This window comes from Phenylobacterium sp. NIBR 498073, from assembly GCF_027286305.1.
Classification (GTDB): domain Bacteria; phylum Pseudomonadota; class Alphaproteobacteria; order Caulobacterales; family Caulobacteraceae; genus Phenylobacterium.
Genome location: NZ_CP114599.1, coordinates 2,162,680 through 2,185,849, shown reverse-complemented (window position 1 = coordinate 2,185,849; position 23,170 = coordinate 2,162,680). Strand labels below are relative to the sequence as shown.

The 23,170-nt window shown below is 69.3% G+C and carries 20 protein-coding genes and 1 tRNA gene; 9 read left to right on the top strand and 12 right to left on the bottom strand.

Annotated elements, in window-relative coordinates; genetic code table 11:
- Window positions 1-60: 60 nt before the first annotated feature.
- A complete protein-coding gene (locus O4N75_RS10915; protein ID WP_269625590.1) occupies window positions 61-465 on the bottom strand; it encodes a hypothetical protein in 405 nt (134 codons plus the stop codon).
- Window positions 466-811: 346 nt separating this feature from the next.
- Between O4N75_RS10915 and O4N75_RS10910 the strand changes: the two genes are divergently transcribed.
- Entirely contained in the window at window positions 812-1,150 is a 339-nt protein-coding gene (locus tag O4N75_RS10910; RefSeq protein ID WP_269625589.1) for a P-II family nitrogen regulator, read from the top strand.
- Window positions 1,151-1,187: 37 nt separating this feature from the next.
- Window positions 1,188-2,606 carry an ammonium transporter gene (locus O4N75_RS10905; protein ID WP_348649492.1) on the top strand — a complete coding sequence of 473 codons (1,419 nt, stop codon included), beginning with the start codon at window positions 1,188-1,190 and terminating at the stop codon, window positions 2,604-2,606.
- Window positions 2,607-2,678: 72 nt separating this feature from the next.
- Here the strand turns inward: O4N75_RS10905 and O4N75_RS10900 are convergent, their stop codons facing one another.
- The 3 genes from O4N75_RS10900 to O4N75_RS10890 all read right to left on the bottom strand — a co-directional run bounded on the left by O4N75_RS10900 (window position 2,679) and on the right by O4N75_RS10890 (window position 7,073).
- Window positions 2,679-3,566 (bottom strand): 4-(cytidine 5'-diphospho)-2-C-methyl-D-erythritol kinase, encoded by an 888-nt coding sequence (locus O4N75_RS10900; protein WP_269625588.1) that lies wholly within the window; start codon window positions 3,564-3,566, stop codon window positions 2,679-2,681.
- 6 nt (window positions 3,567-3,572) lie between these two features.
- Complete coding sequence (locus O4N75_RS10895) at window positions 3,573-5,276, bottom strand: tetratricopeptide repeat protein (protein WP_269625587.1); 1,704 nt, start codon at window positions 5,274-5,276, stop codon at window positions 3,573-3,575.
- A 108-nt stretch (window positions 5,277-5,384) separates the two neighbouring features.
- Window positions 5,385-7,073 carry an electron transfer flavoprotein-ubiquinone oxidoreductase gene (locus O4N75_RS10890; protein WP_269625586.1) on the bottom strand — a complete coding sequence of 563 codons (1,689 nt, stop codon included), beginning with the start codon at window positions 7,071-7,073 and terminating at the stop codon, window positions 5,385-5,387.
- Between the two features lie 143 nt (window positions 7,074-7,216).
- On the opposite strand from O4N75_RS10890, the gene O4N75_RS10885 reads away from it, so the two are divergent.
- On the top strand, window positions 7,217-8,035 hold the full coding sequence (locus O4N75_RS10885; protein ID WP_269625585.1) for a uracil-DNA glycosylase: 819 nt from the start codon (window positions 7,217-7,219) through the stop codon (window positions 8,033-8,035).
- 66 nt (window positions 8,036-8,101) lie between these two features.
- Window positions 8,102-9,694: a lytic transglycosylase domain-containing protein gene (locus tag O4N75_RS10880; RefSeq protein WP_269625584.1), complete on the top strand. Its 1,593-nt coding sequence runs from the start codon at window positions 8,102-8,104 to the stop codon at window positions 9,692-9,694.
- A 3-nt stretch (window positions 9,695-9,697) separates the two neighbouring features.
- On the opposite strand, the gene O4N75_RS10875 is transcribed toward O4N75_RS10880, so the two are convergent.
- Window positions 9,698-10,144, bottom strand: coding sequence for a hypothetical protein (locus O4N75_RS10875; RefSeq protein ID WP_269625583.1), 447 nt, complete (start codon window positions 10,142-10,144; stop codon window positions 9,698-9,700).
- Window positions 10,145-10,220: 76 nt separating this feature from the next.
- Between O4N75_RS10875 and O4N75_RS10870 the strand changes: the two genes are divergently transcribed.
- Entirely contained in the window at window positions 10,221-11,306 is a 1,086-nt protein-coding gene (locus O4N75_RS10870; protein WP_269625582.1) for a PA0069 family radical SAM protein, read from the top strand.
- A gap of 1 nt (window position 11,307) precedes the next feature.
- Here O4N75_RS10870 and O4N75_RS10865 read toward each other — a convergent pair whose 3' ends face one another.
- Window positions 11,308-12,594: a class I SAM-dependent RNA methyltransferase gene (locus tag O4N75_RS10865; RefSeq protein ID WP_269625581.1), complete on the bottom strand. Its 1,287-nt coding sequence runs from the start codon at window positions 12,592-12,594 to the stop codon at window positions 11,308-11,310.
- A 172-nt stretch (window positions 12,595-12,766) separates the two neighbouring features.
- Between O4N75_RS10865 and O4N75_RS10860 the strand changes: the two genes are divergently transcribed.
- From O4N75_RS10860 to O4N75_RS10850, 3 genes are all read left to right on the top strand, one after another.
- A complete protein-coding gene (locus O4N75_RS10860; protein ID WP_269625580.1) occupies window positions 12,767-13,225 on the top strand; it encodes a glycine zipper 2TM domain-containing protein in 459 nt (152 codons plus the stop codon).
- Between the two features lie 38 nt (window positions 13,226-13,263).
- Complete coding sequence (locus O4N75_RS10855; RefSeq protein ID WP_269625579.1) at window positions 13,264-13,848, top strand: hypothetical protein; 585 nt, start codon at window positions 13,264-13,266, stop codon at window positions 13,846-13,848.
- Window positions 13,849-14,209: 361 nt separating this feature from the next.
- Window positions 14,210-14,509, top strand: coding sequence for a hypothetical protein (locus tag O4N75_RS10850; protein WP_269625578.1), 300 nt, complete (start codon window positions 14,210-14,212; stop codon window positions 14,507-14,509).
- Between the two features lie 6 nt (window positions 14,510-14,515).
- Here the strand turns inward: O4N75_RS10850 and O4N75_RS10845 are convergent, their stop codons facing one another.
- From O4N75_RS10845 to O4N75_RS10820, 6 genes are all read right to left on the bottom strand, one after another.
- Complete coding sequence (locus O4N75_RS10845) at window positions 14,516-15,247, bottom strand: TlyA family RNA methyltransferase (protein ID WP_269625577.1); 732 nt, start codon at window positions 15,245-15,247, stop codon at window positions 14,516-14,518.
- A gap of 16 nt (window positions 15,248-15,263) precedes the next feature.
- Window positions 15,264-17,018, bottom strand: coding sequence for a class I adenylate-forming enzyme family protein (locus tag O4N75_RS10840; RefSeq protein ID WP_269625576.1), 1,755 nt, complete (start codon window positions 17,016-17,018; stop codon window positions 15,264-15,266).
- A gap of 178 nt (window positions 17,019-17,196) precedes the next feature.
- Window positions 17,197-19,860 (bottom strand): valine--tRNA ligase, encoded by a 2,664-nt coding sequence (locus O4N75_RS10835; RefSeq protein WP_269625575.1) that lies wholly within the window; start codon window positions 19,858-19,860, stop codon window positions 17,197-17,199.
- Between the two features lie 159 nt (window positions 19,861-20,019).
- Window positions 20,020-20,562 (bottom strand): DUF2497 domain-containing protein, encoded by a 543-nt coding sequence (locus tag O4N75_RS10830; RefSeq protein WP_269625574.1) that lies wholly within the window; start codon window positions 20,560-20,562, stop codon window positions 20,020-20,022.
- A 135-nt stretch (window positions 20,563-20,697) separates the two neighbouring features.
- Window positions 20,698-22,176, bottom strand: a complete 1,479-nt coding sequence (locus O4N75_RS10825; protein ID WP_269625573.1) for a TolC family outer membrane protein — start codon at window positions 22,174-22,176, stop codon at window positions 20,698-20,700.
- A gap of 174 nt (window positions 22,177-22,350) precedes the next feature.
- Window positions 22,351-22,923, bottom strand: a complete 573-nt coding sequence (locus tag O4N75_RS10820) for a protein-L-isoaspartate O-methyltransferase (protein WP_269625572.1) — start codon at window positions 22,921-22,923, stop codon at window positions 22,351-22,353.
- A gap of 157 nt (window positions 22,924-23,080) precedes the next feature.
- Here O4N75_RS10820 and O4N75_RS10815 point away from each other — a divergent pair.
- A tRNA-Cys gene (locus O4N75_RS10815) sits at window positions 23,081-23,154 on the top strand.
- Window positions 23,155-23,170: the final 16 nt, after the last annotated feature.

The following is a 23,170-nucleotide window of genomic DNA, read 5'->3' as shown; positions in this document are numbered from 1 at the left end:
CAAAAAAAGTCGGCGGACCATAGGGCCCGCCGACCTTCGCTTCAAGCGGAATGCCTTGTTCTAATTGCCGCGCGGCGTGGTCGCCCGGCCGGCCCGCGACAGCGGCTTGAACTTCGCCCTGTTCTCGGGCGTGTCGGCCACGGGCCCGTTGGTCGTGACGTTCGCGCTGACCGTCGCCGAGGCCGGAACCCCCTCGGCCGAGGCGTCGGGGCTGCCCGGCGGTATGGCCGCGGTGTCGTTGGCCGGCGGGTTCACGCTGGTGTCGGGCATGGCCGGGGTGGCCGAGGCGTCCGCGCCGGGCGGGGTCATCGCCTTGCCGGTCTCGTCCCTCATCTGATCGTGCATCTGACCGTGCATCTGGGCGGGGTCGGCGGGCTTGGATTTCTTGGCGCCTTCGCCTGCATGGGCGGCGCCGCCGATCAGCGCCAGGGCGGCCGCGGTGGTGAGCAGGGTTTTCATCGTCATCGTCATCGCCTCCGAATGACGCCCCCTGGCCCCCACTACCAGGATGCGTCCCGTTCAAGCGTTCGGGGCGCGGCTTTTGTTCCGCTCCAAACCCCACGTCGCCCGGCCACAATCGCCCGCTGGAGCGCCGTTTAGCCTCAAATTTAGGCGCCACACCCCCGTTGTGCACAGCAATCGTGCCGAGCGCGCCTTTTCATTGGTCAGAAGTTACCAGGCGCCGTTCCGCGCGCCGCACGCCGATAGCGTCGCCCTTAGCCGTCGGAGGGGGGATGCCAGCCGCATCTTCCGGCGGATGCGGGTCAAATCGAGCGCTCGCCCCCTGGCTTGGGGCGAGCAGGAGCAGGCGATGAAACTGATCATAGCGGTCGTCAAACCCTTCAAGCTGGACGACGTGCGCGAAGCGCTCGTGGCGGCCGGCGTCGAGGGGCTGACGGTCTCGGAAGTGAAGGGTTACGGCCGGCAAAAGGGCCAGACCGAGATCTACCGTGGAGCCGAGTACCAGGTGAACTTCGTTCCGAAGGTGAAGCTCGAGGCGGTCGTCGATGACGCCGCCGCGGACAAGGCCGTCGAGGCCATCAAGGGGGCGGCCGCCACCGGCAAGATCGGCGACGGCAAGATCTTCGTCCTCGATGTCGAGGACGCCGTGCGCATTCGGACCGGCGAGACCGGCACGGCGGCGCTGTGACGCGCGCCGAACTCATCGGGACAAGGGGATAACGACAATGACGACACTGAGATTCAACAAGCTGACGGGCCTAGCGCTCGCCGCCGTGATCGCGGGCGGCATGCTCGCCCCGGCGGCGTTCGCGCAGGAGGCCGCGCCGGCGGCGGCCGAAGCCGCCGCACCGGTCGCCGCCGCGCCTGAAGCCGCCGCGCCCGTAACCGAGCCCGCGCCGGCCCAAGCTCCGGTCGAAGACGAAAAGCCGGCCCTCGACACCGGCGACACCGCCTGGGTGCTGACCTCCACCGCCCTGGTTCTGATGATGACCATTCCGGGTCTGGCGCTGTTCTACGGCGGCATGGTCCGCCGCAAGAACGTCATCGCGACCGTCGCCCAATCGTTCGCCATCACCGCGGTCATCTCGGTGGTCTGGATGGTCGCCGGCTACTCGCTGGCCTTCAGCGCCAACTCCAATGAGGGCCTCAACGCCGTCATCGGCGGGCTCGGGAACGCCTTCCTGTCGGGCGTCACCATGGAGAGCACGAACGGCCTGGCCGCCACGATCCCGGAATCGGTGTTCGTGATGTTCCAGATGACTTTCGCGATCATCACCCCGGCCCTGATCGCCGGCGCCTATGCCGAGCGCATCAAGTTCTCGGCCGTGCTGGTGTTCACCGTGCTCTGGTCCCTGCTGGTCTATGCGCCGACCGCCCACGCGGTCTGGGGCGGCGGCTTCCTGGGCGGCGACGGCGTCCTCGACTTCGCCGGCGGTACGGTCGTCCACATCAACGCCGGTGTCGCGGGCCTGGTCTGCGCCCTCGTGCTCGGCCGCCGCAAGGGTTACGGCAGCGAGAACATGGCTCCGCACAACCTGGTGCTGACCATGATCGGCGCCAGCCTTCTGTGGGTCGGCTGGTTCGGCTTCAACGCCGGTTCGGCTGTCGGCTCCAACGCCCTGGCCGGCGTGGCGATGCTGAACACCCAGGTCGCGACCGCCGCCGCGGCCATCGCCTGGATGCTGATCGAGTGGGTCGAGCGCAAGAAGCCCGGCATGCTGGGCCTGGCCTCCGGCGCCGTGGCCGGCCTGGTCGCCATCACCCCGGCCGCCGGCTTCGTGAACCCGCAAGGCGCGCTGATCATCGGCCTGCTGGGCGGCGCGGCCGGCTACTTCGGCGCGGTTTGGCTGAAGCGCCTGCTGAAGTATGACGACAGCCTGGACGCCTTCGGCGTGCACGGCATCGCGGGCATCGTCGGCGCCCTGCTGACCGGCGTGCTGGCCGACCCGGCCGTCAACAGCCTGGGCGAAGGCGCGAGCCTGATGACCCAAGCCTGGGGCGTCGGCGTCACCATCGTCTTCACCGCCATCGCCACCTTCCTGATCCTGATGCTCGTGAAGTTCACGATCGGCCTGCGGGTCAGCGACGAGGCCGAGGTCGAAGGCCTGGACATGTCGCAGCACGGCGAAGCCCTGCACGACTAGATCGCCTCAAAACGGGGGGATGGGAACGGGGGGCCTTCGGGTCCCCCGTATTCTTTTGGACGTTGGCCCGGATCAGGCGTCCGGCCAGGGACCGCCGAGCCGGCAGCGGACCGTCCACCAGTCGGGCCGCAAGCCGGCGACCCGCTCTGCCAGGGCGTCGGCCTCGATGTCGCTGGCGCAGATCGCAAAGCAGGTCGCCCCCGAGCCGGACACCCGCGCCAACAGGGTCTCGCGCTCGTCGGCCAGCAGCGCCAGGACGTCGCCGATCGCCGGGGCCAGGGCGATGGCCGGGGCCTGCAGGTCGTTGCGCATGAAACCGAGCCAGGCGGCCATTTCCTCGACGCTCTCGAAGGCGTCCGGCATCGGCGGCGGCGTCACGTCGCCGAAGTCGCCGAGCCCGTCGAAGGCGCGATAGACCGCCGGGGTGGAGACCTCGACCCGCGGATTGACCAGCACCGCCTCGATCGGCGGCAGGACGGGCGCGGGCGACAGCTGCTCGCCCCTGCCCTGCGCCAGCACCGGCCGGCCCCAGAGGCAGGCCGCGCCGTCGGCGCCCAGCGAGGCGGCGATGGCCTCGAGCTCCACATCGTCGACCTGCACGCCCAGGGCCGTGCGCAGCAGGCGCAGGGCCGCGCCCGCGTCGCTAGAGCCGCCGCCGAGGCCGGCGGCCACCGGCAGCAGTTTTTCCAGCGAGAGCCCGACCAGGGGCTGAGGCCCCCGCGCCCGGGCCAGCAAGGCCCGCGCGGCCCTCAGCACCAGATTGTCGCCCTCGCCCGCCAGCATCCCGCTGAACGGACCGTGCACGCGCACCGAAAGGACGTCGGCCTCGTGCAGCACCACCCGGTCGCCGACGTCGGCGAAGGCCATCAGGCTGCAGAGCGGGTGATAGCCGTCGTCGCCCGGCGCGCCGACGTGCAGGAACAGGTTGATCTTCGCCGGGGCGAAGGCGATCGGGCTCATGGCGCGCTACTGACCGGCAATGCGCGGCGCCGCCGCCGGGCCTTTCGGTCCCTGGCCGGAGGCGAGCTTGGACTCCACGTCCGCCTTGATCTTCGCGTCCGGATCCAGGGTCAGCACGCGGCGCCACTGGTATTCCGCCTCGATCCGGCGGCCGACGCGCCAGTAGGCGTCGCCAAGGTGGTTGTTGATCTCCGGGTCGCCGGCCTCAAGCTCGACGGCCTGTTCCAGCAGGTCGACGGCCTTCTTGTAGTCGCCGAGCCGGTAGTGGGCCCAGCCGAGGGAATCGACCATCGCGCCGGACTGCGGGTTGGCCGCCACCGCCCGCTCGACCATCCCCAGGGCCTCGGCCAGCCGCTCGCCGCGGTCGATCCAGGTGTAGCCGAGATAGTTGAGCAGCTCCGGTTCGTCGGGCCGCAGCTCCAGCGCCGCCTTCAGGTCGCGCTCGCCCTGCGGCCAGTGGCCGGCGCGCTCGTAGGCCACGCCGCGCATGTAGAGCAGGCGCCAGTCCGGGGTGGCGCTGCGCTCGATCAGGCCGCTCAGCACCTGGGCGGAGTCGTCGTAGCGCTCGTTGGCGCGCAGCAGGTCGGCGTAGGTGAGCTTGGCCTCGGCGTCGCCGGTCGCGGCGGCCTCCTGCGCCATCTTCAGGGCCACGTCGGACTGCTTGGCGTTCTGGTAGCTCCAGGCCAGCTTGCCGCGCGCGGCGCTGTAGTCGCTGGAACCGGGCTTGGGCCGGGCGTAGGCGGCGCGGGCGCCGTTGACGTCGCCCGCCGCCTCCATGATGTCGCCGACCATCAGCCAGGCGGTGTCGCGGTTCGGGTCGAGCCGCAGCGCCAGCCGCAGATAGGCCAGGCCAAGCTGCTCCTGCTTGGCCGCCAGCATGGTCGCGGCGGGAGCGACCAGCACCTGGGCCGCGCCCTGGCGCAGGCTCGGCGCAGCCGGGGCCGACTTGCCGGCCGCCGCGCGGGCGCGCGCGGCGATCAGGTTCTCGTTGTTCGGCTGCAGGGCCAGGGACGCGTCATAGAGCGCCACGGCGTCGGCGCGCCGGTTCCGGCGCTCCAGAAAGGCTCCATAGGCCTGGACGGCGATGTCGCCGGGCGCATCGCCGCCGGTCAGAGCCTTGTAGTCGGTCTCGGCCTCGTCGTAGCGACGGGCGCGTTCATATAGCCAGGCCTGGCCGAGCTGGCCGAAATAGTCGACGACGCGGTCGCCGCGCATTTCGGGCCGCACCAGCGAGCCTTCGGTGTCGCCGGCCATGGCCGCGGCCCAGGGCGCCAGAAGCGCCGCCGCGCCGCGGTGCGGGAAGCCGATGGCGTCGCCGGACAGCGCGGCCTGGGCTTCCTTGCCCTGGCCCTGAGCCATCAGCTCGACCGCCTTGACCAGCTGGCCGAGGCGCTTGGTGGCTTCGGAGGCGTCGACGCCGTCAGGCGCGAGCACGGCGGCCTTGGGGATGTCGCCGGCCAGCACCGCGGCGGTGAAGGCGCGGTCGCGCAGCAGGTCGCTGGAACCGCCCTCGATCTCGGCCCGCTCGAAATAGGCGGCCGCTTCGGCGCCGGCGCCGTCGTTCAGCGCCCCCTGGCCGGCCAGGAACGCCCCGTAGGCCGAACCGCCCATGCCGTCGTCGGCCGGCGGCGTCCAGGCGACGCCCTGTGGCGCGGTCGCGCAGGCGGTGACCAGGAGCAGCGGAGCGAGGGCGACAAGCAGACGGCGCATGCCTGGGAACCTCGGCGCTTTCGGGGGCGAGTTCAAGGCGTGCACGACGAACTCAGGTGAAATCGCGAGTCCAATGAAAGAAGGGGGCCGCGAGGGCCCCCTTCGGTCTTACATGTTCGGGTAGTTGGGCCCGTCGCCGCCCTGCGGCGTCGTCCAGTTGATGTTCTGCGACGGATCCTTGATGTCGCAGGTTTTGCAGTGAACGCAGTTCTGGAAGTTGATCTGGAACTTCGGATTGTTCCCCGCCTCGTCGTACAGCACCTCGTAGACGCCGGCCGGGCAGAACAGGCGCGCCGGTTCGCCATAGCGCGGCAGGTTCACGTTCACCGGGATGCTCGGATCCTTGAGCTTCAGGTGCGCGGGCTGGTTCTCGTCGTGGTTGGTCGAGGACAGGAACACCGACGACAGCTTGTCGAAGCTGAACTCGTTGTCCGGCTTCGGATAGACGATCGGCTTGTAGTCCTTGGCCAGGCCCGTCGACTCTGCATCGGACTTGCCGTGCTTCAGCGTGCCCCACGGCGACCAGCCGCCGAGGATGTTGGCGATCATCGCGTCGGCGCCGCCGAGCACGAGGCCCGGAATGGTGCCGAACTTCGACCACAGCGGCTTGAAGTTACGGACGGCCCACAGCTCCTTGTGGACCCACGACTTCTTGTAGGCGGTTTCATAACCGACCAGCTCGTCGCTGGCGCGGCCGCCCTGGATGGCCTCGAAGGCGGCCTCGGCGGCCATCATGCCGCTCTTGACCGCGTTGTGGCTGCCCTTGATGCGCGGAACGTTGACCATGCCGGCCGAGCAGCCGAGCAGCACGCCGCCCGGGAAGTAGAGCTGCGGCAGCGACTGGGAGCCGCCCTCGGTGATGGCGCGGGCGCCGTAGGCGACGCGCTTGCCGCCTTCCAGGTAGCCGCGGATGGTCGGATGGGTCTTGAAACGCTGGAATTCGTCGAACGGCGAGAGCCAGGGGTTCTTGTAGTTCAGGTGGACCACGAAGCCGATGGCCACGTAGTTGTCCCCGAAGTGGTACATGAACGAGCCGCCGCCGGTGGCGTTGTCGAGCGGCCAGCCGAAGGTGTGCTGGGTCAGGCCCGGCTCGAAGTTCTCGTCCGGAACCTGCCACAGTTCCTTGATGCCGATGCCGAACTTCTGGGCGTCGCGGCCATTGGTGAGGCCGAAGCGGGCCTGCAGTTGCTTGGCGAGCGAGCCGCGGACGCCTTCGCCGATGAAGGTGTACTTGGCGTGCAGTTCGATGCCCGGCTGATAGTCGGGGCCCGGATTGCCGTCCTTGTCGATGCCGAACACGCCGGCGACGACGCCCTTCACCGAGCCGTCTTCGTTGTAGACGACTTCCGAGGCGGCCATGCCCGGATAGATCTCAACGCCGAGCGCTTCGGCGTGGGCGCCCAGGGCGCGGCAGACGTTGCCGAGCGAGGCGATGTAGTTGCCGTGGTTCAGCATCCACTTCGGGAAGGGCACCCAGGAGATGTCGAGCTCGCCGTTCGGGCCGAGCATGACGAACTTGTCGCGGGTGACCTTGGTCTCCAGCGGGATGCCGAGTTCCTTCCAGTTGGGCAGCAGTTCGTTGATGCCCTTGGGGTCGATCACCGCACCCGAGAGGATGTGGGCGCCGACTTCCGAACCCTTTTCGAGCACCGCGACCGAAATCTCGGTTCCGGCGGCCTCGGCCAGCTGCTTGAGGCGAATCGCCGCCGACAGCCCAGCGGGCCCGGCGCCGACGATCACGACGTCGTATTCCATCGCTTCGCGTTCAATCGTATCAGTGGCGATGGTCTCGCTCATGATCCCCGTAACTCCCAAAAGGCCGCGGCGGGGTTCCCCTCCCCCTTGTTTCACGCGGCGTTGATCCGTCGGGCGACTTATCCGAAGCTTGTACAAGGGCGGTCAAGCGCGAACTCGGCTATAGACGCTCTTTAAAGAGTACCATGAGCCAAGCCGTGCCCTTCGATCGTGTCGCCGAAAGCCTGCTCGCCTTCTGGGCCGAAGCGGGCGTCGACGCCATGCTGCATGATACGCCCATTGATCGGATCGAGGCGGGCAAGTTCGTGCCGCCCAAGCCGCCGGAGAAGAAGCCGCTTGCCGCGCCGCCTCCGTCGGCCCGGGCCGGCGCGGGTTCCGACGTCGCCGCGGCGGTGGCCCAGGCGCGGCAGCTGGCCGCGGCCGCGCAGGACCTCGAGGCGCTGAAGGCCGCGATCGCGGGATTCGACGGCTGCTCGCTGAAATTTGAAGGCGCGCGGCAGGCGGTGTTCGCGCGCGGCGCGGCCGACGCGCCGCTGCTGGTGATCGGCGAAGGGCCCGGGGCCGAGGAAGACGCCCGCGGCGAGCCGTTCGTCGGCCGGGCCGGGCAGCTGCTGGACCGGATGCTGGCCGCCGCCGGCCTGAGCGGACGGGTGTTCATCACCAACACGGTGTTCTGGCGCCCGCCCGGCAACCGCACCCCTTCGGCGCAGGAACAGGCTGTCTGCCAACCGTTCCTGGAGCGCGCGATCGAGCTGGTCGCCCCCAAGATGCTGCTGCTGGTGGGGGCGCCGTCGGCCAAGTCGATGCTCAAGCGCGACGAAGGCATCCTGTCGCTGCGCGGACGCTGGTTCGAGTGGCGCTCGGAGAGCGGAAACTTCGAACTTCCGGCCATGCCGACCCTGCATCCGGCCTTCCTGCTGCGCCAGCCGGGGGCCAAGAAGAAGGCCTGGAGCGACCTTCTGACCCTGACCGAACGGCTTGATCGCCCTGACCGTGACGCTTAAGACTTAGCCGTCACGAGAACTGAGGGTCACGTCGTCCGCGCGCAGAGGCGGCGACGTGGGGATCGCATGCGGGCACGCAAGGGCATGCGGATCGCGGTCTTGGCCATGATCTGCTCCGCCATCGCCGGAACGACGAACGCCGCGCCACAGGCCCTGAGCCCGTGGGACGCCAAGCGTTACGCCGCCGCGTTCGACGCCGTCGACCGCGGCGACTTCATCGACGCCGAGATGCAGAGCGCCGAGATCAAGGACCGCTCGCTGGCCGGCCACCTGTCGTTCCGCCAGCTGATGCGCCCGGGCGGGCACGTCGCCAGCTATGACGACCTGGCCAAGTGGCTCGACCAGTACAGCGACCTGCCCGGCGCCGAGCGGATCTATATGCTGGCGAGCAAGCGCAAGCCGGCGCTCGGCAAGCCGCTGAAGGCCCCGCTGCTGGCCGGCGCCGACTGGCGCCGCGTCGAGGTCACCGCCCAGGGAATTTCCGGCAAGGCCCCGGCCGACCGCACCCGCAAGGCGCGCGAGGCCTTCTATTCCGGCGACGTACAGACCGCGATGGATCTGGCCCCAGCCGTCGGCGAGCGCTGGATCGCGGGCCTGGCCGCCTATCGCCTCAAGAACTACGCGGTCGCGCAGAGCTTCTTCAGCCAGGTCGCCCGCGACGAGCAGGAAGACCCGTGGCTGCGCTCGGGCGCGGCCTATTGGGCGGCGCGATCGCTGGAGGAGACCGGCGACACCACCCGCGCCCAGGGGTTCCTGAAGCTGGCGGCGCGTCATCCGACCACTTTCTACGGCATGATCGCCGAGCGCCGCGTGCGGCTGGAGGCGCTGGATCGCGTCTCGGAGGCCCCGCCCCCGCCGCTCGTCCGCGAGATCGTGCCGGCGGCCTTCGCCTCGGCCCCCAGCGCGCACCTCACCCCGTTCATCCGCGACGACGCCCGCGCCCACCGCGCCACCGCGCTGGCCCAGATCGGCATGCCGGTCGAGGCCGGGCTGGAGCTGCGCGCCGGGCTAGCCATGGCCAAGACCGAGGCCGAGCGCTCGCAGTGGATGTCGCTGATCCTGGCGCTGAACGCGCCGCTGACCTCGGACGCCGACCTCGCCGCCTCGCTGCCTGGCGCGCGCTCGTTCGCCGAGCCGGACTATCCGACGCCGGTGCTGGAGCCGAAGTCCGGATTCACCATCGATCGGGCGCTGGTCTACGCGATCGTGCGCCAGGAAAGCCGCTTCAACCCGCAGGCCGTTTCGCCGGCCGGAGCCGTCGGGCTGATGCAGGTGATGCCCGAAGCCGCCGCCCGCGCGGCCGGCGACGACAAGCTGAAGGCCGACATGAGCCCGATGTTCGACCCGGCGTTCAACCTGCGGGTCGGCCAGGACTATGTGACCTGGCTGATGGAGCGCGGCGTCGGCTACGACATCCTGCGCACGGTGGCGGCCTATAACGGCGGGCCCGGCACCCTGCTGAAGACCGCCAAGATGGTCGGCGACGAGGCCGACAGCCTGATGCTGATCGAAAGCCTGCCGAGCCAGGAGACCCGCAACTACGTCGAGAAGGTGATGGCGGGCTACTGGACCTATCGCAAGAAGTTCGGCCTCGACACCAAGACCCTCGACGCCGTGGCGCAGGGGGCCCGCTTCGTCGACGCCCGCCTCGACCGCTAGCCGCTAGCTGAGGACCGCTGCGCGGCCGACGCGGCGGCGCAGGGCGGCAAGATCGCCGACGCCGTCGAGGCCCTGGGCGCGCGCCAGGACGCCGGCCAGCTTCGGCCCCACCAGGCGTTCCAGCAGCCCCGGCTCGCGCGCCACCAGCAGGGCCGCCCCGCCGCCATCCTCCAGATGCCGCCGCACGCTCTCGTCCCAGCCCGGCCGCAGGCGCAGCGAAGCCGGCAGCGCCAGCACGTAGTCGCCCTTGGCGCGGCGCAGAGCGTCGGCGAAGCCTGCGAGGACGTCGGCGCCGGCGTCTTCGCAGATCGCCGCCGTCGCCTGGCTCGGCCCGGCGTCGACGACGATCACCTCGCGCACCAGGCCATCGACCGCCGCCGGCACCAGCACCGACAGCAGCGCGGCCAGGTCACGCTCGGATTCGGCCGTGGGAACGATGACGGAGATCATGGCTCCAAAGGTGTCGCTTTGGTCCCCGCGTCAATCTTGTTCTTGCTTTGTTCGCGCCCGATCCTATGCTTTCACGGTGAGCACCTTCACCCAGCAGATCACGGTTCGCGGCCGCGGCGCGCGGTCCAACGCCAGCGGGCGATTCGAGAGCGAGGCCCGCGAAGCGTTCGACGACGGCTGGACGCTCGAAGACGCCGAGCCCCAGCAGCTGAAGACCACGCTGAGCCCCGAGAAGGCCCGCACGATCATCAACAAGAACGACAGCCCGGACGTCGGCTTCTCGCGCTCGATCAATCCCTATCGCGGCTGCGAACATGGCTGCATCTACTGCTACGCACGGCCGGCCCACGCCTATATGGGCCTGTCGCCCGGGCTCGACTTCGAGAGCCAGCTGTTCTTCAAGCCCGACGCCGCGCGGCTGCTGGAAAAGGAGTTGTCCTCGCCGCGCTACAAGCCTGAGTTCATCCACATCGGCGGCAACACCGATCCCTATCAGCCGGTGGAGCGGACGACGCGGATCACGCGCGGGGTGCTGGAGGTGCTGGAGCGCTTCGGGCACCCCTGCTCGATCATCACCAAGTCGGCGCTGATCCTGCGCGACCTGGACGTCATTGGGGCGATGGGACGGCGCAATCTGTGCCGGGTGGCCATCTCGGTCACCAGTCTGGACCGCAAGCTGGCGCGCAGCATGGAGCCGCGGGCGGCGACGCCCGAACGCAGGATCGCGGCGATCAAGGCGCTGGCCGACGCCGGCGTGCCGGTGGTGGTGATGTTCGCGCCCGCCATCCCCAGCCTGAACGACCACGAGATGGAGGCGGTGTTGGAGCGGGCCGCCGAGGCCGGGGCCAAGGGGGCCGGCTATGTCGCCCTGCGGCTGCCGCGCGAGATCAAGGACCTGTTCCGCGAATGGCTGGAGACCGACCATCCCGACCGCGCCCGGCGGGTGATGTCGCTGGTCCGCCAGATGCGCGGCGGGCTCGACTACGATCCCGAATGGGGCAAGCGGATGCGCGGCGAGGGCCCGATCGCCGAACTTCTGTCGCAGCGCTTCCATGCGGCCAAGAAGCGGCTGGGGCTGGACGCCAAGCTGTCGTCGCTGGACCTCTCGCAGTTCAGGGTTCCGGCGAAGGCCGGCGACCAGGGCGACCTGTTCGCCGGCTGAGCTAGCGGCTGAACACCCCGACCAATTCCACGTGCGGCGACCAGAGGAACTGGTCGACCGGCAGCACGCGTTCCAGGGTGAAGCCGGCGTCGACCAGGGTTCGGGCGTCGCGCACGAAGGTCGCCGGATTGCAGGAGACCGCGATGGCGCGGGCCACGCCCGAGCGGGCGATCTCGGCCGACTGTTCGGCCGCCCCGGCCCGCGGCGGGTCGAAGACCACGGTGTCGATGCGCTTCATCTCCTCGGCCAGCACCGGGCGGCGGGTCAGGTCGCGGGCCTCGGCGGTGACGCCGTGCAGACCGGGCGCGGTCGCCACGGCGGCGTTGAGCGCCCGAACGGCGGGGGCGGCCCCATCGGCGGCCAAAACCGGCGCGATCTGGGCCAGGGCGAAGGTGAAGGTCCCCACCCCGCAGAACAGGTCGGCGATCCGCTCGGCGCCCGCGGCGGCCTCGGCGGCCATGGCCACCATCGCAGCCTCGGCCTGGGGCGTGGCCTGCAGGAACGCGCCCGCCGGCAGCGCCACCGTCGCCGGGCCCAGCCGCACCGTCGGCTGGCGGGCCAGGTAGGCGACCTCGCCGTCGAGCGTGACGCGCGCCAGGTCAGCCTCGGCGGCGACCTCGGCCATACGCATGCGGGCGTCGGCCGAGAGCCCGCCGCTCTTGCGCTCGACCCCGCTGATATCGACGTCGATGCCGGTGTCGGTCAGGGTGACGTGCAGGGTCGGGGCCGACTTCGGGTGCTCGAACAGCGGCGCAGCCAGGCGGCGCAGCGCCGGGAGCGCCGCCTCCAGCGACGGGTCGGCGATCGGACAGGCGCTGATGTCGACCACGTCCCAGGACTTGCGGGTCTTGAAGCCCAGGCGCGCGGCGTCCTTCTTGCCCTGGCGGGCGTGCAGGGCCAGGCGGCGGCGGGTGTGCGGCTGGGCGGCGAAGGCCGGCAGAACCTGCGTCTCGATCCGCTCGCGGGCCAGGGTGCCGATCAGCCGCTCGACCTTCCAGGCCAAGTAGGCTTCGTGCTCCCAATGCTGCAGGGCGCATCCCCCGCAGACGCCGAAATGCGGGCACGGCGGTGAGACCCGCTGCAGGCTGGCCTCAAGAACGGCCTCGACCTCGCGCCGCTGCGGACCGGCCGCCAGGCGTACGCGCTCGCCCGGCAAGGTGAACGGCGCATAGAGCGGACCGGCCGCAATGCCGTCGCCTTCGCCGCCGACAGCCTCGATCAGAACCTCTACCGGCGGACCGGACGGGGCTTCGGTGGGGCGGGCCCGATGAGGCCGAGGACGTCGCATGCTCAAAACTCGCTGATGGCGCCGACCCCGCAATCCCAAGCGGGACAAGGCGTCAACGAAGATGAACGAACATGAACGGGCCGCTCAAGCACCGTTCAGACTCGTTCAGCCAAGTTCCATAGCGCAGGCGGGGCCTCGGCGCCGCCTCCGAGTTCGAATGAAGGATAAGCCGATGAAACGCGCTCTTGCTCTCGCCGCCGCCGGGATGATCGCCGTGACCGCGCCCGTCGTGACGTTCCCGAGCATCGCATCGGCCCAGTCCTACGACCCGTGCCGTGAGCAGCAACGCCAAAGCGCCAACAAGGGCACCATCGTCGGCGGCGTGGTCGGCGCGCTGGCCGGCGGCGGCGTCGCCGCCAAGGGCGCCAAGACCGAAGGCGCGCTGCTCGGCGGGGCCGTCGGCGCGGTGGCCGGCCACGAAATCGGCAAGCGCAACAGCAAGTGCAGCAGCTACCGCCCTGCCCCCGCGCCGCGCCCGGCCGCCTATCGCTCGAGCAGCAACTACCAGCGCAGCAGCTACAGCCAGCCCAGCAACTGCCGCTGGGTCCAGGACAACTACGGCGGTCGCAACCACAGCTACGAGGTCTGCCGGGGCCGTGACGGCGTCTGGCGTCCGAGCGGCCGCAGCTAACTCAACGACCTCGCATCAGTCCCAAAGGGTATCTTGCAATGAACTTCCGTTCGACCTTCGCCAAGAGCGTGCTCGCGGGCGTGGCCGGCGTCATGGCGCTCGGCGCGGCCGCCGCCGTTCCGACCTTCGCCGCGGCCCAGTCAGCGCCGTACTACGGCAATAGCTACGGTAACACGTACTACGACCCCTGCCGTCGCGACTCGACCAACCGAGGTACGGTCGGCGCCCTGGTCGGCGGCGCGCTGGGCGCAGCCATCGGCTCCAACGCCGCGGCCCGCAACGCCCGCACGGAAGGCGCCCTGCTGGGCGGCGCGCTCGGCGCGCTGGGCGGCGCGGCGGTCGGCAAGAACTCGGCGGCCTGCGGCGGCACGACCTATCGCGCTCCGCAGACCACCTACAACGGCTACTACGGCCAGCCCGCCGACAACGGCTACTACGCCCGTTCGTATGACGATCGCCGCTATTACGACCGCAGCGAGCCCTATCGCGTGGTCGAACGTCCGGCCGCTACCGACGGCTGCACCCTGGCCGAGAGCCCGATCTACCTGCCCGACGGCCGCACCCAGAAGCGTTTCGTCCGCGTCTGCCCCGACGCGAACGGGAACTTCCAGGTCGTCGACTAAGCCTCCCAAGGGGGAGCCCGTCGGCGTACTCGACGGACTGAAGCCGCCCGCGCCGCCCCGCGCGGGCGGCTTCTCACTTTTGTCCGCCCGCCCAGGTGTGCGGATTGAACGACTAGATGGCGCACCAGCCCACCCAGGATCGGTGAAACCCTGACCTGAGATAGGCCGGCGCCAAGTTTCCCGGCAGGCCTGACAGCCGCTTTTTCCTTTACATTTCAAGAGTCCGGGTAGCATCTGTCGCTGTGATCCGACGCGCTCGTCGCCCGGGTCCGCATCCAGTTCTTTTGCAGACGCAGAACCGCGCCGAGCAGCCGGCGAGCGTGTCCGTCGCCGTCCGCGACGCGCCGCAAGGAAGCGGAAGATGATCATTTTCTCCACACGCGCCCGGGTCGCAGGAGCGGTTCCGGAGGCCGTCGCATGGGCGGCGGAGATCGCGCAGGTCGTAACCAAGGCGACCGGCGTCGCCATCGAGGTGGCGACCCGAGTGGGCGGTCACAACGACATCATCTGGGTGTCGCGGCTCGACAACATGGCCGCGCTCGAGGCGCTCATGGAAAAGGTCCAGGGCGACCCGAACTATCATGCGGCGATCAAGACGGCGCAGGATAAGCAGCTGTTCGACAGCCTCAGCGTCGAGCAGGCTTTCTGGCGCACGATCTGAAGGACGTCAGGGGCGGCACGCCCACAGCAGGTACTCGAAATTGCCGTCGCCGCCGGCGATCGGGCTGTCGGCGGTGGCGCGGACGATCCAGCCCGAGCGCTGCAGGAACGCCGCCACCTCGTCCAGCGCCCGGACGCGTGCGGCTTCATCCTTGACCAGCCCGCCCTTGCCGACGTGCTCGGGTCCGACTTCGAACTGCGGCTTGACCAGGGCCACGAGGTCCGCGCCACCGGCGGCGAGCGCCAGGGCCGCGGGCAGCGCCTTGGCCAGGCCGATGAAGCTGACGTCGGTGACGATGAGATCCGGCGCGACCGGGATCAGGTGCGGGTCGAGGCTGCGGGCGTCGACGCCCTCAAGTCCCACGACGCGCGGGTCGCCCGCCAGCTTCGGATGCAACTGGCCGCGGCCGACGTCGATGGCGAAGACCCGGGCCGCGCCGCGCTGCAGGCAGACCTCCGTGAAGCCGCCGGTCGAGGCCCCGAGGTCGAGCACCGTGCGGTCCTCGACCTGCACCGGCCAGAGATCGAGCGCGTGGACCAGCTTCAGAGCCCCTCGCCCGACGTAGGGATGGGCGGGGAGCGCGGCGATCTCGCCGTCCTCGTCGATCAGTTCGGACGGCTTGGACAGCACACGGCCGGCGACGCTGACGCCGCCGGCCTCGATGGCCGCCCTGGCCTTGGCGCGGCTGTCGAACAGGCCGCGTTCGACCAGGACGACATCCGCGCGCTTCTTGCCCAAGCCTTCTCCAGGCGGGTTAGGCCTGCTCCTCGACGAACAGCTTCTTCAGCTCGTTCTTGAGAATCTTGCCGTTCGGGTTGCGAGGCAAGGTCTCGTGCCAGAAGCGGACCTTCACCGGCACCTTGAAAGCGGCCAGGTGCTCGGCGACGTGGGCGCGGAGCTCTTCTTCGGTCGCCGAGGCGCCGGGCTTCAGGGTGACGACCGCGGCCGGCTCCTCGCCCAGCGTCCGGTGCGGGATGCCGACGATGGCCGCGTCCATCACCGCCGGGTGGTCGTAGAGAACGTTCTCGACCTCGATGCAGTAGATGTTCTCGCCGCCGCGGATCAGCATATCCTTGGCCCGGTCGATGATGAAGCAGAAGCCTTCCTCGTCGAGGCGCGCCAGGTCGCCGGTGCGGACCCAGCCGTCGACGAAGGTCTGGGCCGTCGCTTCGGGCTTGTTCCAGTAGTTCTTCACGACCTGCGGGCCGCGCGCCCAGAGCTCGCCCACCTGGTTCGGCGCGAGCACGGTGACGCCGTCGGCCGGGTCACGGATCTCCAGGTCGCTGACCGGGACCGCCGGACCGCAGCTGTCGGGACGGTTGGCGTAGTCCTCAGCGCCGTGGGTGGTGACGGTGGCGCAGGTCTCGGTCATGCCCCAGCCGTTGCCGGGCGCCGACTTCGGGAAGGTTTCCTTGATCTTGCGGACCAGCTCCGGAGCCGACGGCGCGCCGCCGTAGGAGACCGATTCCAGCGAGGAGAGGTCGTAGTTGGCGCGGGCCGGATGCTCGATCAGCTGCCAGGCGATGGTCGGCACGCCGCCCGCCGACTGGATCTTCTCGCGCTGGATCAGCTCGAAGGCCCGGATCACGTCCCACTTGTGCATCATCACCAGCTTGGCGCCGCCGGCCAGCGACGGGTTCAGCACGGCCATGCAGCCGGTGACGTGGAAGAACGGGATCGAGATCAGCGACGAGCGCTGCGGCGCGCTGGGATCCGGCTCCGGCGGCTTCTCGCCGCGGCGCAGGAAGGCGCGCGCGCCGGCCACCGCGCCGGCCATGATGTTGGAGTTGACCGCCCGCTGGGTGGCCAGGGCGCCCTTCGGCTTACCCGTGGTGCCCGAGGTGTAGAAGATGGTGGCGTCGTCGTCGGGATGGATGTCGACCGGCGGCAACGGCTGGTCAGGCAGGTTCGCCCATTCATTGGCGCCGCCCAGCACGCTTTCCAGGGTGGTGACCTGGGGATGGGCGATCTCTTCGCGCGAGCGGCTGACATAGACGCGCACGAGGTCCGGGCAGTTGGGCAGATGCTCGGTCAGGCGCTCGTAGCGCTCGGCGTCCATCAGCACGACCTTGCTGCCGGAATCGGTCAGGCCGTACTCCAGCTCCGGCCCGGTCCACCAGGCGTTCAGCGGGGTGACGATCGCGCCCAGCGAGGCTGCAGCGTAGAACGACACCACCCATTCGGGCAGGTTGCGCATGATGACCGCGACGCGGTCGCCCTTCTGCACGCCATCGGCCTGCAGTTGGCGGGCGAGCGCCGAGACGGCGCGATAGAAGGCTTCGTAGGTGACGCGTTCGTCTTCGTAGACGAGGAAGGCCTTTTCACCGTGGGTGCGGCCCAGCTCGACGATCGAGCGCAGCGACGGCGGGAGGTTCTTCCAGGTCCGGGTGGGAACGCCGCGAATATCGACCGTCTCCATCTCAGCCGGCGATCCAGGCGCGGTGATCAGCGCATGGGCCTGGGCGATGGACATGGCGGGCCAACCAGCGGGCAGCTCAGCCTCGGACATGGGCGTTCTCCTAATGCTCGCACGGGCCTTAACGCGCCCGCGTCGTCGTAGGTGAACAAGCATAACCTAGCGCCCGGTGCAAACGTGTGTTTGACGCGGCGGCAGGTAATCGCACTAAAGCTGGACGAACGCCGCCCCAGCCGACCATTCATCGGCGGGGCGGCGTAACGCCGGTGGGCTAGACCACAGCCTCAAGCAGGCTCAGCGCATGCTCGAGCTTGGTCTTGGCGGCCTCGGACTCGGCCAGGCGCTCGCGATTCTCCTCGACCACCTCTTCCTTGGCGTTGGCGACGAAGGCCGGGTTGCCGAGCTTCTTCATCACGTGGGCGATGTCGGAGGCGTGGCCGGCAATCTCCTTGGCCAGGCGGGCGCGCTCAGCAGTCAGGTCGATGAACTCGGCCACCGGCAGGGCCAGGGTCGCACCGTTGACGACGAAGGGGATGGCCCCCTGCGGCGCCTCCTCGACGAAGCTGACCTCGGCCACGCGCAGGGTCTGGGCGATGACCGCGGCGTTGGCCGCAAACACCGCGCGCTGGGCGTCGGTGGCGTCCACGACCAGCAGCGGCGGACGGGCCGAATGCGGGACGTTGAGTTCGGCCTTCACCGAGCGGCCCTCGCTGACCGCGGCGACGATCAGGCCGATCTCGGCGTCGGCGTCCGGGTCGATCAGGGTATCGGCCAGCTGCGGCCAGCGAGCGGTGATCAGCATCCCCTCGCCGCGCGCGGCGCCGAGGTCGGCGGTCTGGGCCCACAGCTCCTCGGTGAGGAACGGCATGACCGGGTGCAGCAGCTTCAGGATCACGTCCAGCGCCCAGGCGGCGGTGGCCTGGGTCTCGGCCTTCAACGCCTCGTCGGTTCCGTTGAGCAGCGGCTTGGCCAGTTCGACATACCAGTCGCAGAAGGTGTTCCAGATGAACCGGTAGAGGCCGTTGGCCGCGCCGTCGAAGCTGCAGCCTTCCAGCGACTTGCTGATCGCATGGGCGGTGCGCACCGTCTCGCCGACGATCCAACGGTTCAGCACGCCCTTCACATTGGCGGGATCGAAGCCTTCGGCCCGGGCGCAGCCGTTCACCTGGGCGAAGCGGGCGGCGTTCCACAGCTTGGTGCCGAAGTTGCGGTAGCCCTCGATGCGCTGGCGCGACAGCTTGATGTCGCGGGCCTGGCCCGACATCGCCGTCAGGGTGAAGCGCAGGGCGTCGGCGCCGTAGTCGTCGACCAGCTCCAGCGGGTCCATGACGTTGCCCTTGGACTTGGACATCTTCTTGCCCTCGGCGTCACGGACCAGGGCGTTGATGAAGACGCGGTCGAAGGGCACTTCGCCCATGAAGTGGATGCCCATCATCATCATCCGGGCGACCCAGAAGAAGATGATATCGAAGCCGGTGATCAGGGTGCTGGTCGGGTAGAACCGCTCCAGGTCGCTGGTCTTTTCCGGCCATCCCATGGTCGAGAACGGCCACAGGCCCGAGGAGAACCAGGTGTCGAGGACGTCCTCGTCCTGACGCAGCGGCTCGTCGTGGCCGTAGTGTTCGCGGGCGAGCGCCTTGGCCCCCTCCTCGCTCTCGGCGACGAAGATCTTGCCGTCCGGGCCGTACCAGGCCGGGATCCGATGCCCCCACCAGAGCTGGCGCGAGATGCACCAGGGCTCGATGTTCCGCATCCACTCGAAATAGGTCTTTTCCCAGTGCCGGGGCTCGAAGACCGTACGGCCTTCCTCCACAGCCTTGATCGCCGGCTGGGCCAGGACCTTGGCATCGACGTACCACTGGTCGGTCAGGTAGGGCTCGATGACCACGCCCGAGCGGTCGCCGTGCGGCACGGCATGGCGGGTCTTCTCGATCTCGCGCAGCAGGCCCAGTTCCTCGAAGGCGGCGACCACCTTCTTGCGGGCCTCGAAACGGTCCAGGCCGCGATACTCGGCCGGCGCGTTCTCGTTGATCTTCGCATCATCGGTGAAGATGTTGATCATCGGCAGGTTGTTGCGCTTGCCGACCTGATAGTCGTTGAAGTCGTGGGCCGGGGTGATCTTCACCGCACCAGAGCCCTTCTCCGGGTCGGCGTATTCGTCAGCGATGATCGGGACAGGACGGTTCACGATCGGCAGGCGGACGGCGCGGCCGATCAGGCCCTTGTAGCGCTCGTCGCTCGGATGCACGGCGACGGCGGTGTCGCCGAGCATGGTCTCCGGGCGGGTGGTCGCCACGACGATCTCGCCGGAGCCGTCCTCGAGCGGATAGGCGAAGTGATAGAAGGCGCCGTCGACTTCCTTCTGCTCGACCTCGATGTCCGAGATCGCGGTCTGGAAGTGCGGATCCCAGTTCACCAGGCGCTTGTCACGGTAGATCAGGCCCTGCTTGTGCAGCGTGACGAACACCTTGCGGACCGCCTCGGACAGCCCCTCGTCGAGGGTGAAGCGTTCCCGGCTCCAGTCACAGGAGGCGCCGAGGCGGCGCAGCTGGTTGGTGATGGTTCCGCCGCTCTGCGCCTTCCATTCCCAGACCTTGGCGATGAACTCGTCGCGGCCCATGTCGCGCCGGCCGATGTTGCCCGCCGCGGCGAGCTGGCGCTCGACCACCATCTGGGTGGCGATGCCGGCATGATCGGTGCCGGGCAGCCAAAGGGCGGCCTTGCCGCGCATCCGCTCAAAGCGGATCAGCACGTCCTGCAGCGTGTTGTTCAGCGCATGGCCGATATGCAGCGAGCCGGTGACGTTCGGCGGCGGGATGACGATCGAGAACGGCTCGGCGGCCGGGTCGGCGCTGGGCGCGAAGGCTCCCGAGCCCTCCCACATGGCGTAGAGGCGCTGTTCGGCGGTCTTGGGGTCGAAGTTCTTTTCAAGCATTTGGGGCGCTGCATACATTTTCGATCATCGGCGTGGAAGCGCGATGACGGTGGAATCGGCTCATCCCCGCGCAGGCGGGGTCCAAGCGGACTCGCGAAAACGAAAGTGCAGACCCGGCTTGGGGCCCGGCGAACCGGGCTGAGCGGTGCTTGTGGTCGTTTAGCGTACGCCGCCGCGGGCGATCCGCTCGACTTCGCGGTCGACGGTCTGCTGGACGATGTCCGGCAGGTTTTCGTCGAGCCACTGCTTGAGCAGCGGGCGGAGCAGTTCGCGGACCACGTCCTCCAGGGTGCGGCCGTCGGCCGGCATCTGGATCGAACGCGACAGCTGACCGAAGGCCGAGGCCGCAGCGCTCGCAGCGACCGCGCCGACCAGCCCATCGCCGATGTCCACGGCCGGAGCGGGCGGCGCAGGCGGCGGCTCATAGGCCGGAGCCTCGGGCTCCTCGCTCACCGTGGGGGTGTAGACGTCGAGATCGCCGAGCGACTCGACCTTGTCGGTCAGTTCCAGCGCGCCGTCGTCTTCTTCGGCGACCGGTTCCGGCTCCGGCTCGAACACCGGGGCGGCGGCCTGCACGGGTTCGGCTTCGGGCTCGGGCTCGGGAGCCGCGGCGTCCGCCGGCGCGTCATCTTCGGAGATGATCCGCCGGATGGAGGCCAGGATCTCCTCCATCGTCGGTTCTTGCGAGGTCTGTTCAGACATTTCGGGGCCGCCGGTGGTGCGAGTAGAGAATCCGTCGCGCCAAGCTTGGCGCGACGGTGTGATCCTGCAATTTCCGCCAGAAGGCGCAAGCGCCTAATCGCCTGTCAGGCGAAACCGTGCACGAAAACTTTAACCCTATTTCGGCGCAGCGGGCGGCGGAGCGGCGACCGGCTTCTCGACGGTCTTGGGCGTAAACGCGCCATCGACGACTGCAATCGGTTCTTCCCAGGGCACCCAGCCCCAGGTGATCCGGTTCTTGCGGAAGTTCGTCGTCGGATCGTAGCGCGTCAGGCCCGGCTCAAGCATCGGACCTTCCAACTGCCCCATCTGGGCCAGGACCAGCGAGCTGGCGACGAACTCGTCGCGGCGCGCGCTGACCTGCGACAGCTCAGCGTTGCGCAGTTCCTGCTCGGCGTTCAGCACGTCGAGCGTGGTGCGCAGGCCGACCTGCTGCTCCTGCTTGGTGCCTTCGGCGGCGATTCGGGCGGCCTTCACCTGCTGGTCGGTGGAGGAGATGTTCGCCTTGCTGGCCAGATGCTGGTTCCACGCCTGGGTCAGGCTCTGCATGACCGCTCGGCGCGCCACCTCGACGTTGATCCGGTCGGCGTTGTTGCGCTCCATCGCCGCGCGCACGCGCGAGGAGACCAGACCGCCGGTGAACAGCGGCATGGTCAGGGTCGCCCCGGCGCGCACGGCGCGCGACGAATCCTCGCCCGACCAGGGATCCGCCATCCCGCTGTAGCCGACCGATCCGGTGACCCCGAGGTTGGGCATGCGTTCGGCGCGGGCCGCCGACAGGCGGGCGCGGCTGCCCTGCTCGGCGTACTGGGCCTGACGAATCTGCGGATTGTTGACCTCGGCGGCCTCGTAGGCCTGGACCACATCGGCGGGCAGCAACGACGAGATCGGCGGCTCGGCGGCCAGGTCGCCCGGATTCTGGCCGACCACGGCGGCGTAGACCGCCCGGCTAGAGGCCAGTTGCGCCTGGGCCTGGGACAGCTGCGCCTCGGCGGCGGCTAGGCGCGCCTCGGACTGCGCCACGTCGGTGCGGGTGATCTCGCCGACCTCGAAGCGGGCCTTGGATTCGTCGAGCTGGCGCTGGAGGACGCGGACGTTCTCCTCGCGGATGCGCAGGCCTTCCTGGTCGCGCCGGGTGTCGGCATAGGCCTGGACGACCGACTGCATCACCGTGGCTTCGGTGCGGCGCAGTTGCTCGCGTCCGGCCAGAATGTCGGCCTCGGCGGCGTTCACCGCCGCGGCGACGCGGCCGCCGGTATAGATGGGCTGGCTCAGCTGCAGGGTGGCGCTGGCGCTGTTGTCGTCGCGGCGGCCGGCGATGAGCGTGTCGCGGATGCCGTCGCCGTTGGTGTCGACGAAGTCGCCTTGGCCCGGGGTGCGGAGATCGGCCCAGGCGACCGAACCGGTGACCGAGGCCTGCGGGCGATAGCCGGTCCGCGCCTGGACCCAGTTCTCGTCGAGGGCGCGCTGGGTGGCGCGCTGGGCCTGAAGGGTCGGGTTCGATTCGTACGCGAGCGCGATGGCCTCGGCCAGGGTTTCGGCGGACGCCGGCGCGGCGATCGCGAGCGCAAGTCCTGCGCTGTAGACCGCGGCCAACAAACCTCCGCGACGACTATTGAACATGGTTATCCCCGAAACGGCGTAGTGAGACCGGGTCCTATATGACCGCCTATTCAGCGCCGGACTAGAGGGCGCGACCTTAAGCTTTTTTCACCCCAAGGTTTCGGCCATGTTTCACGTGCGCCATCTGCACGCGAGGATCGCCTCGACCTAGAACGCAAACCCCGCCTTCGGTTCGAAGCCCGGCAGAACAGGCGCCATGGCGTCAAACAGCGTACGACGGCCGACGCCGTCGTCGGCGCGGACATAATAAACAGCTTGGCCGGTAGGTCCGTTCCGTTCGATGACCAACAGGCGTCCGCCCGGGGCCAGGGCGTCGAGCCAAGTCTGGGGCGCGCGGGTGACCGCCCCCTCGACCACGATGAGGTCGTAGCCCGCGCCAGGAAGCGCCTTGAGGTCCCCGGCGTCGAAGCGGGTGACATCCAGGCCGACCGCCTCCAGCACCGCGGCCGCATAGGGCGCGGCGATCGCCAGCGCCCGCTCGCCTTCGACCGGCCTGGCCGCTTGCAGCAGCTTGGAGACTTCGCGCGGGCGCAGCAGGAAGCGGCCCGGCGCATATTCGACATCGACGTCGGCGTAGGCCTGGAAGGCCTTATCCGCCGGGATCAGCGCCTCACGCGGGATCGCGCGCATGGCGTCGTGCAAACGCACGTCGGTCACGTCGTTGGTGCGAACTTGGCTCTCGACCATGTTGAGCCGGGCGGCGACGAAATCGGCGGCCATGATTCCTCGACGGGACAGACGTAGAATAAGAAACTTGGGCGCGCTTATAGGTCCGCCCCTCCCGTTAAGGCAATCGGCCCATGAGACCTGTGAGAGAGGATTGCAGGGAGCGGCCTGTTCTGTTAGCCAAGCGCCCTCCCCGGCCCCGGCCGGCGGCGGCCTGATGGCGGAGTGGTGACGCAGCGGACTGCAAATCCGTGAACCCGAGTTCGATTCTCGGTCAGGCCTCCAAATTTCACCCAAAAAT

Excerpts from the sequence above, each read along its gene's own strand:
- O4N75_RS10915 (WP_269625590.1), bottom strand. The coding sequence starts at position 465 with ATGACGATGAAAACCCTGCTCACCACCGCGGCCGCCCTGGCGCTGATC.
- O4N75_RS10910 (WP_269625589.1), top strand. The coding sequence starts at position 812 with ATGAAACTGATCATAGCGGTCGTCAAACCCTTCAAGCTGGACGACGTG.
- O4N75_RS10905 (WP_348649492.1), top strand. The coding sequence starts at position 1,188 with ATGACGACACTGAGATTCAACAAGCTGACGGGCCTAGCGCTCGCCGCC.
- O4N75_RS10900 (WP_269625588.1), bottom strand. The coding sequence starts at position 3,566 with ATGAGCCCGATCGCCTTCGCCCCGGCGAAGATCAACCTGTTCCTGCAC.
- O4N75_RS10895 (WP_269625587.1), bottom strand. The coding sequence starts at position 5,276 with ATGCGCCGTCTGCTTGTCGCCCTCGCTCCGCTGCTCCTGGTCACCGCC.
- O4N75_RS10890 (WP_269625586.1), bottom strand. The coding sequence starts at position 7,073 with ATGAGCGAGACCATCGCCACTGATACGATTGAACGCGAAGCGATGGAA.
- O4N75_RS10885 (WP_269625585.1), top strand. The coding sequence starts at position 7,217 with ATGAGCCAAGCCGTGCCCTTCGATCGTGTCGCCGAAAGCCTGCTCGCC.
- O4N75_RS10880 (WP_269625584.1), top strand. The coding sequence starts at position 8,102 with ATGCGGGCACGCAAGGGCATGCGGATCGCGGTCTTGGCCATGATCTGC.
- O4N75_RS10875 (WP_269625583.1), bottom strand. The coding sequence starts at position 10,144 with ATGATCTCCGTCATCGTTCCCACGGCCGAATCCGAGCGTGACCTGGCC.
- O4N75_RS10865 (WP_269625581.1), bottom strand. The coding sequence starts at position 12,594 with ATGCGACGTCCTCGGCCTCATCGGGCCCGCCCCACCGAAGCCCCGTCC.
- O4N75_RS10860 (WP_269625580.1), top strand. The coding sequence starts at position 12,767 with ATGAAACGCGCTCTTGCTCTCGCCGCCGCCGGGATGATCGCCGTGACC.
- O4N75_RS10855 (WP_269625579.1), top strand. The coding sequence starts at position 13,264 with ATGAACTTCCGTTCGACCTTCGCCAAGAGCGTGCTCGCGGGCGTGGCC.
- O4N75_RS10850 (WP_269625578.1), top strand. The coding sequence starts at position 14,210 with ATGATCATTTTCTCCACACGCGCCCGGGTCGCAGGAGCGGTTCCGGAG.
- O4N75_RS10840 (WP_269625576.1), bottom strand. The coding sequence starts at position 17,018 with ATGTCCGAGGCTGAGCTGCCCGCTGGTTGGCCCGCCATGTCCATCGCC.
- O4N75_RS10835 (WP_269625575.1), bottom strand. The coding sequence starts at position 19,860 with ATGCTTGAAAAGAACTTCGACCCCAAGACCGCCGAACAGCGCCTCTAC.
- O4N75_RS10830 (WP_269625574.1), bottom strand. The coding sequence starts at position 20,562 with ATGTCTGAACAGACCTCGCAAGAACCGACGATGGAGGAGATCCTGGCC.
- O4N75_RS10820 (WP_269625572.1), bottom strand. The coding sequence starts at position 22,923 with ATGGCCGCCGATTTCGTCGCCGCCCGGCTCAACATGGTCGAGAGCCAA.